Here is a 12,972-nt window from a genome sequence, read left to right on the forward strand (position 1 = left end):
GTGTCAAACAGCGAATATCCCATTGAAGCAGTGAAGCCGTGGCTTCAGCTACTCCACACGCCCGGCATCGGGCCTCGCACCTACGCCAAGCTACTCAATCACTTTGATTCACCAGTGGCTGCAATCAATGCATCCACATCCATTCTGAAAGAACTGGGGCTTCGCGAGCAGAGCATCCGGCACCTGCAGCAGAACAATGAAGATCTTATTTGCGCCGATCTTGAGTGGCTTGAGGGCAGCGCGAACACAATCATCACGCTCAACGACACCCGCTACCCCGTGCTGTTGCGTGAGATCGCCGACCCGCCACCGCTTCTTTTTGTCCACGGCGACCCAGACTTCCTCTCATCACTACAGATTGCGATAGTAGGCAGTCGTAACCCGACAACCGGCGGCAGCGAGACGGCGCGTGACTTTGCCCGCCACCTGGCCGGCGCATCATTTACTATCACCAGCGGTCTGGCGCTCGGCATCGATGCCGCCAGCCCGGGGAGTCGCTATTTTGCGAAAGTTTGTTTTGGGCATCCAAGCCCAAGCAAACAGCAAAACTTCACGCGACCGTTTATGCCTTCGGCGCCTCGACCGTCCTGCGTACGTTGCGTAATCACCTCTTCGCGGCTCTACACAACTCCCTCAGTGACTCTACGCCGACATAAAGCCGCTGCTGCATCTTCTTCGTCGTCCGCTCGCGCTCTCAACTACGAATATGCAGACGGCGTCGACTATCGGGGACTAACCGCCCTCACTTCGCTCTCCATGGCGGTCAGCGCACGAGGGCGCACTGCAGGGTGGTGGCCCCACCATTGCCGTAGCCGGTACCGGACTCGACCGCGTCTACCCCGCCCGACACCGTGACCTCGCCCACCGCATTGCCGCACACGGCGCACTGGTCTCCGAGTTCCCACCCGGCACCGGCCCCCAACCCGGTCACTTTCCACGCCGCAATCGAATCATCAGTGGTCTCAGCCTCGGTACTTGTCCCGGGAGTCGCTATTTTGCGAAAGTTTGTTTGGGCATCCAAGCCAAGCAAACAGCAAAACTCACGCGACGTTATGCCTGCGGCGCCCGACCGTCCTGCGTTCGTTGCGTAATCACCTCTTCGCGGCTCTACACAACTCCCTCAGTGACTCTACGCCGACATAAAGCCGTGCTGCATGTTCTCCGTCGTTCGCTCGCGCTCTCAACTACGAATAGGCAGACGGCGTCGACTATCGGGGACTAACCGCCCTCACTTCGCTCTCCATGGCGGTCAGCGATTGAGGCGGCACAACGAAGCGGATCGCTGATTACCGCGCGGCTCGCCATGGAACAGGGACGCGAGGTCTTTGCCATTCCCGGCTCAATCCACAACCCACTTGCCCGCGGCTGCCACCGCCTGATTCGCGACGGCGCCAAGCTGGTGGAAACGGCCAACGATGTGCTCGAAGAACTTGGCTCACTGGCGACGGCACAGGCTCATGCCACTCAAGATGCGACGACCGATAACGCGTTGGAATCCAACCTCGATCCAGACTATCAACGCCTGATAGAGGCGATCGGACACGACCCCGCCTCGGTCGACACCCTCATCGAGCGCAGCGGATTGACGGCCGATGTTGTTTCATCCATGCTGCTTATATTAGAGATGCGCGGTATCATTACCGCACTGCCCGGCGGCAGCTACACCCGGACAAGCCACGAGAGCCACGATGAAAGAGAACGTCCTTGACGCCCTGATGTACCTGTTCGAACAGTACTATCTGGACGACGACAGCAACCTCACCCCCGACCACGATTCGATCAAAGATCGGCTCAACGAGGCTGGTTTTCTTGAGGGCGAAATCGACAAGGCGATTCACTGGCTTGAGGAGCTTGCCGACAATCAGCACCTTATCGACACTATCGTTCCAGCCAACCGCTCATTCCGCATCTATACCGACCAGGAGGCCGCTCGCCTCAACAAAGAGTGTCGCGGATTTCTCATCTTTCTTGAGCAATCTGGCATCCTCACCCCACTCAGTCGCGAGCTGGTGATCGAGCGTTTTATGGCACTCAATACCGATGAGATCGACCTCGAACAGCTCAAGTGGGTTGTGCTGATGGTGCTCTTCACCCGCCCCGGCGAGGAGGAGGCCTACGCATGGATGGAAGACCTCGTATTTGACAACCCTACCGGGTATCTGCACTAATCTCCCTCCCATAGCCTTGACGTTTTATGCCGAACCGGCAGCGTCAACCATTGACCTAACGCAACGCAAGCCATTGATAAAATGAGCAAAAACCTTGTAATTGTGGAGTCGCCCGCAAAGGCGAAGACCATCAAGAAATATCTGGGCAAGGACTTCGAGGTCCTCGCTTCATATGGTCACGTGCGTGATCTGGTACCGAAAGAGGGTGCGGTCGATCCCGATAACGACTTCGCTATGAAGTATCAGGTGATCGACAAAAACGACAAACATGTGCAAGCGATCGCCAAGGCGTTTCGCAAGGCCGATGTACTCTATCTCGCAACTGACCCTGATCGCGAGGGTGAAGCGATCTCCTGGCATCTGCTAGAGATACTACGCGCCAAAAAGCTACTAAAAGAGAAACCGGTCTTCCGTGTTGTCTTCCACGAAATCACTAAACGCGCCGTCAATGATGCCGTCGCCAACCCTCGCGAACTGGCTCAATCACTGATTGATGCGCAGCAGGCGCGTCGCGCCCTCGACTACCTGGTCGGCTTCAACCTCTCACCACTACTGTGGAAAAAGATCCGTCGCGGTCTCTCCGCCGGACGAGTGCAGAGCCCCGCGCTACGCATGATCGTTGAACGCGAGGAGGAGATCGAGGCGTTCGAGGCGCGTGAGTACTGGACCATTGAGGCGGGCGCGAGTAAGGATAGTCAGCCGCTACAGGCCAAGCTCTCCTACTACAAGCTCTCCTACTATAAGGGTGAAAAGCTCGGACAGTTCACCATCAACAACGGTGAACTCGCCTCTGAGGCGGAGCGCACCCTGCTTGAGGCAGCAGGCGGCAAGCTCACCATCGACAAGGTGGAGAAGAAGCAGCGCCGTCGTAATCCGGCCGCCCCTTTCACCACTTCTACTCTGCAGCAGGAGGCGTCGCGTAAGCTCGGCTTTACCACACAGCGCACCATGCGTACCGCACAGCAACTCTATGAAGGTGTTGATATTGGTGGTGAGACCGTTGGCCTGATCACCTACATGCGTACCGATTCGGTTAATCTCGCCCAGGAGGCGTTGGATGAGATTCGCAGTCTGATCGCAGAGCGTTACGGCGCAGAAAATGTGCCGAAGGAAGCGCGTGGCTACAAGACCAAATCGAAGAATGCTCAGGAGGCGCACGAGGCGGTACGCCCCACCTCGGTCAACCATCTCCCTGACGAGATAGACCGCCCTACCGGCAGTACAACCTACAACCCGATCGAAGGTACCTCGTCGCAGATGATCCATGCCAGCGTCGACACGTGGAGTTGACTCGGATGCCGGTGAAGGCAACACCTTCCGCGCCACCGGCTCCACCATCACCAAACCCGGCTTCATGACCCTCTATCAGGAGAGTAGGTGATGCCGGGCGACACCGCGATGAGAGTGCTACCGCCGATGAATGAGGTGAGACGTCCGAGCTGTCGATTAAGCCGGTCACAGCGTTCACGAGCACCACCACGTTACACCGAGGCGAGTCTGGTCAAGTCGCTTGAGGAGCACGGCATCGGCCGCCCCTCCACCTACGCCAGCATCATCTCCACCCTGCAGAACCGTGAATACGTAGAGATGGACAAAAAACGCTTCATCCCCACCGATGTCGGCCGGGTGGTAAAGCGTTTCCTTACTGAACACTTCACCCCCTACGTCGACTATGACTTCACCGCCAAGCTCGAGGATGATCTCGATGCGATCTCACGTGGCGAGATGGAGTGGGTGCCGGTGCTGAGCAAGTTCTGGAAACCGTTCAAGGAACAGATCGACGATAAGGAGGTGAGCGTCAAACGTAGCGACGTTACCACCGAAGCGCTCGACGAGGAGTGCCCCAAGTGCAGCAAGCCTCTCAACATCCGCCTCGGACGTCGTGGCCGCTTTGTTGGCTGTAGCGGTTACCCGGAATGCGACTACACCCGTAATCTGGGCGATGACAACAGCAGCAACGAACCTGAAATTGTCGAGGGTCGTAGCTGCCCCGATTGTGACTCTCAGCTGGTTATCAAGCAGGGTCGTTACGGCAAATTCATCGGCTGCAGCAGCTACCCCGACTGCAAGTTCATCGAACCGCTGATCAAACCGGAAGATACCGGCGTAGAGTGCCCCAAATGCAAACAGGGGACGATCCTCAAGCGTCGTTCACGCCGTGGCAAGATCTTCTACTCCTGTGCCCGCTACCCCGACTGCGACTACGCGATCTGGAACGAGCCACTCAACGAGCCGTGCCCCAAATGCGACTGGCCGATTGTTACCGTCAAGACCACCAAGCGTCGCGGTACCGAGAAGGTCTGCCCGCAGAGCGAGTGTGACTTCGCCGAACCCTATGAGGTTGAAGAGAACGAATCCTCCAGCGACAGCTAGATTACAAACCACCATTTTTCACAAAGTTAAGAAACGGAAGTTATCAACATGAGCAAACCATTCGTAGCCATCCTGATGGGATCTGACTCCGACCTGCCCGCGCTGCAGGCCACCTTCAAGGCCCTGAAATCTTTTGATATTACCTATGAGGTGCGTATCCACTCGGCACACCGCACCCCAGAGGCAACCCACGACTATGTCACCGGTGCTGAAGCGCGCGGTTGTCAGGCCTTTATCTGTGCTGCAGGCCTTGCAGCGCACCTCGCCGGCGCTGTCTCCGCCATCACCGTACGCCCCGTTATCGGTGTACCGATGGACGGCGGCCCACTCAAGGGTCAGGACGCGCTGCTCTCCACCGTAATGATGCCCGGCGGTATCCCGGTTGCCACCGTTGCTATCGGAAGTGCTGGCGCCAAGAACGCCGCCTATCTGGCCGCACAAATCATGGCCGTCTCCGATAGCGATCTGGCACAGAAGCTGCGCGATGAGCGTGAAGCGAACAAGAAAAAGATTCTCGCCCGCAATGACGAAGTGCAAAAGGAGCTTGGGCTAGCCTAAGCAGCGGGCCTATCCCTTGGCCACACCCTTCCAGATCAGGCATGCCACCCACGCACTACGGCGTGGTGGCATCGTCGCCTATCCAACAGAGTCGGTCTTTGGCCTCGGCTGCAACCCCCTCAATGGAGCCGCTGTGCTGCGCCTGCTGGCGTTAAAGCAGCGCCCTATCGATAAGGGGTTGATTCTGATCGCCTCCGAATTAGTGCAGCTTGAACCCTTTCTACAACCACTAGCCAAACCGATGCTAAGGCGGATCAGTCAGCGTTGGCCCGGCCCGACTACCTGGCTACTTCCCGCTCGCTCAGAGGTACCTCAGTGGCTATGCGGTCATCACAACACACTCGCTGTACGGGTCACCGCCCACCCACTAGCCGCTGCACTCTGCGACAGCTTTGGAGGTGCGCTGGTCTCAACCAGCGCCAATCGTAGCAATCAACCACCAGCACGTAGCGCTCTGCGTGTAGAGCAATATTTCGACAATCGACTCGACTACACACTTCACGGTGAGTTAGGTGGGAACGCTCAGCCAACCGAGATCCGCGATGCCGCTAATGGGCGACTGATTCGTGCCGGCTAAAACTCATCGATACATGCCGCCATCACGCGATTCTGTTAACGTCGCAACCTTCAGCCAACAACTAATAAGACAGGGATAACACCATGGGTACAAAGAGCGTACTGGCCATCATCACACTCGGCGCGGCGGGCGCCGCTGTTGGACTCCCCTACTACAACGGCATGCAGGCCGAGCAACACTTCGATACCCTGCTGACACGCTACACCACACCTGGCGTTATCAAGCTCGACAGACTCGAGTATCAGCGCTCACTCTTCGATGCGAGTGCACGCTCCCAGATGACGCTTAATCATCAGAAGGGCACCCTGATTCTCGAACTCAACCATAAGATCCAGCATGGTCCTACAATCGATTCCACCGACGCCTTTACCATTACCACTGAGGCGACTATCCCCGCCGATCAGCAGTACGAGTTCAAACACTACTTTGGTGATCAAGCACCACTGAGCGTCATCAGCCGAATCGCCCATGATGGTAGCGAGGCAACCGAGATCCTCTCACCCGCCTTTAGCGGCAGCGCACTGGAACGCCCTTCGGTTGCGATCGAGTGGCAGGGAGTGAACGGCACCATCCATCAAGACCAACAGATGAAGCAGACCAACGCCGATCTAAAGGCGCCAGGTCTCAAGGTCTCCGATAGCGAGGCGAGTATGGAGATGGGCGAGATCTCCATGCTCGCCAATCTGAACCGTGTACGCGATATGGTCTGGATCGGCGAGAGTCGTATCGGCATGGATCATCTTAAATTCGACTTCACTGCACCCGACAAACCCGACTTCCGCCTCGACAAGCTACGCATCGTCTCTAATCAGCAGGCTGAGAGCGAGAAGTTACACACCATCTCCGTCGCGTTCGATGCCGACAGCCTCACCGTCGATGACTATCAGCTCACCGCTCCCGGCTATGCGATCGAAATCAAACATCTCGATATTGACGCCTATGTGGAGCTGAATCGGAAAATCACCGAGATTCAGGCGATGGGCATCGAACCAGAAGCCGCTGTACAGATGATGGGGCTGACCCTGATCGGCAATCTACCGACCCTACTGCGCAGCTCACCCGAGATCTCAATCACCCGTATGGGGGCGACCACTCCCGAAGGGAGGGTTAACGGCAACCTGCGCATCGCCTACACCGGCGATGGCAATCTCCATCTCGATCAACCGATGGCACTACTGATGGATCTCGACGGCGATGTTGAGTTCGACATGCCCAAGGCACTGGTGAAAAAAGCGATGCTCCAATCGAGCAAACAGCGTATCGCCACCGCCGCTGCCCAGCAGGGACAGGAGATCGCCGACGATGAACTTGAAGCGCTGGCGCTACAAGGGGTTGAGAGCCAGCTGATCCTGTTTGGTCAACAGCAGTGGATCGTTGAGCAGGGCGACAGCTACCGCAGCCGCATCGAGTACCGCAAGGGTGCACTGACCATCAACGGTCAGGCAGCCGACATCCTCTCGATGCTGATGCAGCAACCCCAGCAATAGCCGATGTTTACCCTCCATCCCCAACTCGATAACGACTGCTTTACTCTAGGTCGTTTTGAACTCTGCCGATTGCTGATGATGAACGATGCCAGCTATCCCTGGTTCATTCTGGTGCCGGAGAGGAGTGAGCTACGCGAGATCCACCATCTCGACGAGGGCGATCAGCAGCAGCTGATCTCTGAGTCTAGCGCCCTGGCCAGCGCTATTGAAACGGCCTTTGCGGCCGAAAAGATCAACGTCGCCGCACTCGGCAATCTGGTGCCACAACTGCACATACACCATATTGCCCGCTACGCCTCCGATCCCAGCTGGCCAGCACCGGTATGGGGCAAACACCCGGCAAAGCCATACAACGATCGGCTGCGTGACGAACGGATTGAACAGCTACTTGATCAACTCCAACGCCCCCTTTACCCCGTTGATTGCTAGGGGAATAGAGGTAATTTTTCCGATAAAGCGCTAGAATTTGCCGCTTCTGGAATTTTCACCGCGACGATCGCGGTCCAAACCGATTTAGAGAGATCAGGAGCATACCCATGGTTGTTTTTTCCACCTCACACGGCGACTTCACCCTCGAGTTCTACCCCGAGAAGGCACCGATCAGCGTTGAGAACTTTCTCAAATATGTCGACGACGGCTTCTTCGACGGCACCATCTTCCACCGTGTGATCCCCGGCTTCATGATCCAGGGCGGTGGCTTTGATGAATCGATGAGCCAGAAAACGACACGCGAGACGATCAAGAACGAGGCGGACAACGGCCTGAAGAACGAGCGCGGCACTCTCTCGATGGCGCGCACCTCGGAGGTCGACAGCGCCACCTCACAGTTCTTCATCAATGTGGTCGACAACGCCTTCCTCGACCACGGCTCGCGTGACTTCGGCTACGCCGTCTTCGCCAAGGTTGTTGATGGCATGGATGTGATCGACAACATTGCCAAGGTACAGACCGGTAACCAGGGCGGTCACCAGGACGTACCGGTTGAACCGATTGTGGTCAGCTCTGCAAAACGCGTCGAAGAAGCCTAAATAGAAGTCTGCGGGGAGTCAGCTCTGACTCCCCGCTCCCCCTCATCTTGAACAGTCCCGATATCGAAGCGGTAAAAAGCTATCTGCTCAAGCTGCAGAGTCATATCTGTGCAGCACTTGAGACTGCGGATGGTAAGGCACGTTTTGAACTTGATGAGTGGCAGCGAGAACAGGGCGGCGGCGGACGCACCCGCCTGTTGAGCGACGGCACAGTATTCGAGCAGGCTGGGGTCAACTTCTCTCACGTTTTCGGTAGCTCCATGCCCGCCTCAGCCACAGCCCACCGCCCCGAGTTGGCCGGGCGTAGCTTTCAGGCGATGGGAGTTTCACTGGTCATCCACCCCCACAACCCCTATGTGCCCACCTCGCACGCTAACGTACGCTTCTTCATCGCGGAGAAGGAGGGCGAGGCGCCGGTCTGGTGGTTCGGCGGTGGTTATGATCTGACACCCTACTACCCCTTCCATGAGGATGTAGTTGAGTGGCACCAATGTGCCAAAGCGGCCTGCGATCCCTTCGGCCCAGAGCTCTACCCAAAATATAAGAAGTGGTGCGACGACTACTTCTTCCTCAAACACCGCAGCGAGACCCGTGGTGTCGGCGGACTCTTTTTCGATGACCTCAACAGCCCTGGTTTCGATACTGCTTTCGCCTTTATGCAGAGCGTCGGCAACAGCTATACCGACGCCTACCTACCGATCGTCCAGCGACGCCAGGCGACCCCTTTCGGTGAACGCGAACGTGACTTCCAGCTCTACCGTCGTGGCCGCTATGTAGAGTTCAATCTGGTCTTCGACCGCGGCACCCTGTTCGGTCTGCAGAGCGGTGGTCGCACCGAGTCGATCCTGATGTCACTACCGCCACTGGTGAAGTGGCGCTACAACTGGCAGCCAGAGCCCGACAGCCCCGAGGCGGATCTCTACGAGAACTACCTCAGGCCACGTGACTGGCTATCACAGCAGTAGCCGTCTGATCGGTTTGATGCCCAGCATCAGCAACAGCAAACTACTCATTGCCAACCAGTGGGGAATCAGCTCACCCTCGTCGGCCAGCTGTGCCACCACATCAACCTTCTGCCACGCAACCAATGCATCGAGCCCCAACCCCAGCGCCACACTGCAGTGCGCAATGCCGGTCAGGTAGATAAGCGCTGTGGTGCGTCCCAGCTCACGCGCGACCACGATCATGGTCGCAATATTGTTCGCCGGCCCCGCCAACAGGAAGACCAGAACCGTGCCCGGTGAGATACCGGCCAACAGCAATCCTGCCGCTACCGGTGTGGAGGCTGTGGCACAGATGTAGATCGGAATACCGACCAGCAGCATCATACCCATCGCCGCCAGACCACTGCCCCACTGTGCCAACGCCAGTGGCGGCACCAGGGTCTCGACCAGCGCCGCCAGCACCATACCGATGGCGAGCCAGAAGACAATGTCATCCCAGATATCGACTACCGCACGCCAGTAAGACGTCACCCCCTCACCGGGGAAGAACCATTAGCCTCAGTAGAACAATCTGTCGTACAGCCACTACCACAGCTATCCTTAGCTGCCTCCGGCACATGGGCTGGATAGATCTTCGCTGCCGGCACTATTAGCGTCAGCAGACCGGTCACCACCGCAGTGATTATTGCCGCGATTGGCCTCACCACCATCATGAACGGACCAAGCAGCGCATAGGAGAGTGCTACCGAGTCGACCCCTGTCTCCGGAGTAGCAATAAGAAATGAGAGGGTTGAACCACGTGAGGCACCACCACGGCGTACCGCTAGTGCCGCCGGCAACACTCCACATGAACAGAGTGGTAACGGTGCGCCAATCAGCGCTGCCTTGGTCACAGGCCATGGGCCACGTCCACCAAGCCATCTCGCCACCAGACCCTCGGGCAGCCACACCTTAATGACCGCTGCCGTGATCAGGCCAAACAGCAGCCATGGGGCTGCCTCCAGACAGATATTGAGCAGATTTTGGAGAAAGAGCGTCATCAATGACCTCTGTAATTACGCGGCTAAAACAGCTGCCAGATCTAACTGTTAGATTGTAATTGGTACCATTGGTGCCTGCTTAGCCAATCGTATCGATCGATTCCCGTTTAGGCACCTCGGCAGTACAGCCACCCATACGCTGAATCACCGCTGCCTCAGTCAGCAGGGCATCAAGGCCAAGTGGCTCAGAGGCTTGTGGGGATGTTGGTAGACAGGCGAGCTGTTCAAGACGCTTCAGCACCTCGAAATATCCAGCAGCATCGAGATGGTTGCTCGCCGCATAAAGGCCGAATTGAGCCGTTGATGAGCACCCGCCAGCTTGCGGCTCATCAACAGCTGACCCTGTAGCAGTTCAATCAGCGCCTTTTCATACTCACTGCTGGCAAGCTGTGATAGCTGCAGCCACTCACTCTCATCGTAACTCTCAATCCAGAAGCTGGCGGCCAGTGCACAGAGCATGGGCATAAAGGAGGAGTTAGCGTGAATCAGTGCTGTCCGTTGCACCCGGAGTGCATCTTTGTGCAGCGCCTCTGCCGTCTCGCGCAACATCGGCTCGGCGTACCATCCCGCCTGTGAGGGTATCCCTTGAGTAACAACTCAGCACTGCCAACAGCGGCCACGGCTCAATCGAGCTGCCCACCGCAGCTACTCCCCTGACCGGCGGTACAGCCGTAGCAGTGGTCGGCCACAGCAATTGGTTGCCCCTCGATCTGCTGATCCTGCAGATCACTGATATGGGTCCGCTCACGGCCACCGGCCTGCAGTGACATCTCCAGCATCTGGTTAAAGTCGCAGTCGTAGAGGTAACCCTGCCAGTCAACACTGATCAAAGTGCGGCACATCACCGCTTCGAGATTATCGGCACAGTAGGAACCACGCAGCAGCGCCATGTAGTCATCAAAGCCCCCCTTGGAGACCAGGGTGCTGCCAAATCGTTTGATCGGCATGTTGGTCAGGGTGTGCAGGTGACTGAAGCGGATACCGTACTGTTCACCCAGAATCTTTCGATAGTCGGCCTCAAGCGCCGTCTGCGGCGGTGGCAGAGAAGGGCCTATGGGGTTGAACATTAGGTTAAGAACCAGATCACTTCCCGCCTCACCGTAACCGAGTGCGTTGAGCTGCTTCAGCCCTTCAATACTGCGTTCATAGACACCACGCCCCCGCTGCGACTCAACATTCTCTTTCAGGTAGCAGGGGAGCGAGGCGGTGATCTCCACCTGATGGTCGGCGAGGAACTGTGCCAGATCCTCCTGCCCCGGCTCCTGCAGGATGGTGAGATTGCAGCGGTCGATCACATGCACGTCCATATTGCGCATCGTGGTGACTAGCTGGCGGAAGTGTTGATTTAGTTCGGGGGCACCGCCCGTCAGATCGAGGCGTTTGATCCGGTTCGCCTTAATGAAGGTAATGATCTGTTCGATCGTCTCCGCCGACATCTCCTCGGTGCGTTTCGGCCCGGCGTTGACGTGGCAGTGCAGACACTGCTGGTTGCAGCGGTAGCCGAGATTGACCTGCAGTGTTTCGAGTTTGGCGCGGCTCAGCGCCGGGAAGTCGCTCTTCTCAAGCAGCGGAAGGGTTGCGTGCATTACTGTTCCAATTCAGACCTGTTCACTCGGATAATAGCCGATTCGACACCATCCGTCCGTTAATGGCTAGCGCAGGCCGCGTAGATACCACCACTCGAAGATCCGCTTGGCCCAATGGCCGATACGAAGCGGCGGCAGCATCAGATTGCGCTTGGGCGTACGGGTGACCAGCATGCCGCTATTAAGAGAGTCGACGATACACATCAGCTCCACCTTGAAGCCGGTGTTCGATGTTCGACCCGCCAGCTCATCGACGATGTTGGCAGCCGCCGCCTTCGCCTGCAGATCAGCCATGTGTGCCTGCTTCGGCATCCACTCGGGACCGGGGAAACTACCGGAATCACCCGCCACATAGATCCGCTCACTCCCCTCGACACGACAGAGCGCATCGGCCTTGAGCATGCCACCTTCGGAGCGTGCCAGCTCGGTATTATCAAACCACTGGTTGCCAGTCATCCCCGGCATGAAGAGGATCAGGTTCGCATCGAACTCACCACCCTCGGTGATCACCTTGCTCTCGGTGAACTGCTTCATCTTGTGGCCGAGATGGGTCTCGATGCCGCGCTTGGCCATCGCATCGAGTAGCCCCTTGACTGCCTTCGGCCCGAGGCGCTTACCTGGCTCAGGTGCCGGGGTGAAGAAGACCAGCTTGAACTGATCTCGTCGCCCCTGCTGGCGAAGCAGGGTATCGATACCAAACAGGAACTCAAACATCGGCCCACCGCGCATCGCCGAAGGCTCCTTAGGATTACCACTGAAGCCGATGGCGATGGTGCCGCCCTGCATCTCCGCGATACGGTCGCGAATCTTCTCCGCTGCCGCGATCCCCTCACAGGGGGTGATGGCATTCTCGATACCGGGCAGTTTCTTGATGAAACGACCACCGGAGGCAATCAGTAGCGCATCGTTCTCCACCTCACCGTTCTCGGTCACCACCGTACGACCGCCATCCTTGAGGCCAGTCGCCTCACCGGCGTGGAAATTAACACGCATGCGGCGAAAGAAGTTATCGAGGCCGACCACTAGATCACTCCCCTGACGCATGCCCGAGGGGATCCAGATCAGACTCGGCAGGAAGACGAACTCTGCCTTGCGACCGATCACCGTGATCTCCGCCGAACTGTCACGATTACGCAGCTCACGCACCGCCGTGACGGCCGCAAAGCCGGTTCCAATGACTGTAATCCGTTTACTCATCTCAATACTCTCTT

Annotated in this window: 11 protein-coding genes and 5 pseudogenes; 11 read left to right on the forward strand and 5 right to left on the reverse strand. The window is 57.5% G+C overall.

All coding sequences use genetic code 11. The features are described 5' to 3' along the window. From HUE57_RS20125 to hemF, 11 genes and pseudogenes are all read left to right on the forward strand, one after another. On the forward strand, positions 1-855 hold the full coding sequence (locus HUE57_RS20125) for a DNA-processing protein DprA (protein ID WP_420885705.1): 855 nt from the start codon (positions 1-3) through the stop codon (positions 853-855). Further along, positions 767-1,057 (forward strand): annotated as a pseudogene (locus tag HUE57_RS18875) (DNA-processing protein DprA); the annotation flags it as partial. The gene HUE57_RS20125 and the pseudogene HUE57_RS18875, both read left to right, overlap by 89 nt. 195 nt (positions 1,058-1,252) lie before the next feature. Next, positions 1,253-1,708: pseudogene (locus HUE57_RS18885) on the forward strand (DprA-like winged helix domain-containing protein); the annotation flags it as partial. Beyond that, positions 1,689-2,168, forward strand: coding sequence for a Smg family protein (locus HUE57_RS02390; RefSeq protein WP_078482900.1), 480 nt, complete (start codon positions 1,689-1,691; stop codon positions 2,166-2,168). The pseudogene HUE57_RS18885 and the gene HUE57_RS02390, both read left to right, overlap by 20 nt. Positions 2,169-2,249: 81 nt before the next feature. Then, positions 2,250-4,541: pseudogene (gene topA / locus HUE57_RS02395) on the forward strand (type I DNA topoisomerase). Between the two features lie 48 nt (positions 4,542-4,589). Further along, the gene (purE, locus tag HUE57_RS02400) at positions 4,590-5,099 is read left to right on the forward strand and encodes a 5-(carboxyamino)imidazole ribonucleotide mutase (protein WP_078482898.1); all 510 of its coding nucleotides are present in this window, start codon (positions 4,590-4,592) and stop codon (positions 5,097-5,099) included. A 16-nt stretch (positions 5,100-5,115) separates the two neighbouring features. Continuing rightward, positions 5,116-5,676 carry an L-threonylcarbamoyladenylate synthase type 1 TsaC gene (gene tsaC / locus HUE57_RS02405; protein WP_078482897.1) on the forward strand — a complete coding sequence of 187 codons (561 nt, stop codon included), beginning with the start codon at positions 5,116-5,118 and terminating at the stop codon, positions 5,674-5,676. Between the two features lie 83 nt (positions 5,677-5,759). Then, positions 5,760-7,163: a YdgA family protein gene (locus HUE57_RS02410; protein WP_174672660.1), complete on the forward strand. Its 1,404-nt coding sequence runs from the start codon at positions 5,760-5,762 to the stop codon at positions 7,161-7,163. Positions 7,164-7,166: 3 nt separating this feature from the next. Then, positions 7,167-7,592 carry an HIT domain-containing protein gene (locus HUE57_RS02415; protein ID WP_174672661.1) on the forward strand — a complete coding sequence of 142 codons (426 nt, stop codon included), beginning with the start codon at positions 7,167-7,169 and terminating at the stop codon, positions 7,590-7,592. Positions 7,593-7,696: 104 nt separating this feature from the next. Further along, a pseudogene (locus HUE57_RS02420) lies at positions 7,697-8,191 on the forward strand (peptidylprolyl isomerase); the annotation flags it as partial. Positions 8,192-8,238: 47 nt separating this feature from the next. Continuing rightward, positions 8,239-9,156, forward strand: a complete 918-nt coding sequence (hemF, locus tag HUE57_RS02425) for an oxygen-dependent coproporphyrinogen oxidase (RefSeq protein WP_174672662.1) — start codon at positions 8,239-8,241, stop codon at positions 9,154-9,156. Here hemF and HUE57_RS20130 read toward each other — a convergent pair. From HUE57_RS20130 to HUE57_RS02455, 5 genes and pseudogenes are all read right to left on the reverse strand, one after another. After that, a pseudogene (locus HUE57_RS20130) lies at positions 9,145-10,178 on the reverse strand (SO_0444 family Cu/Zn efflux transporter). The gene hemF and the pseudogene HUE57_RS20130 sit on opposite strands and share 12 nt — an antisense overlap. A gap of 76 nt (positions 10,179-10,254) precedes the next feature. After that, complete coding sequence (locus tag HUE57_RS02440; protein WP_174672665.1) at positions 10,255-10,416, reverse strand: hypothetical protein; 162 nt, start codon at positions 10,414-10,416, stop codon at positions 10,255-10,257. After that, positions 10,410-10,724, reverse strand: a complete 315-nt coding sequence (locus HUE57_RS02445) for a hypothetical protein (protein ID WP_174672666.1) — start codon at positions 10,722-10,724, stop codon at positions 10,410-10,412. The genes HUE57_RS02440 and HUE57_RS02445 overlap by 7 nt, the downstream gene beginning before the upstream one ends. 74 nt (positions 10,725-10,798) lie before the next feature. Then, positions 10,799-11,761: an arsenosugar biosynthesis radical SAM (seleno)protein ArsS gene (arsS, locus tag HUE57_RS02450; protein ID WP_078482889.1), complete on the reverse strand. Its 963-nt coding sequence runs from the start codon at positions 11,759-11,761 to the stop codon at positions 10,799-10,801. Positions 11,762-11,827: 66 nt separating this feature from the next. Next, positions 11,828-12,958, reverse strand: coding sequence for an NAD(P)/FAD-dependent oxidoreductase (locus HUE57_RS02455; RefSeq protein WP_078482888.1), 1,131 nt, complete (start codon positions 12,956-12,958; stop codon positions 11,828-11,830). Between the last annotated feature and the right edge of the window lie 14 nt (positions 12,959-12,972).

Origin of the sequence: Candidatus Reidiella endopervernicosa, from assembly GCF_013343005.1 — a bacterium.
Lineage (GTDB): Bacteria > Pseudomonadota > Gammaproteobacteria.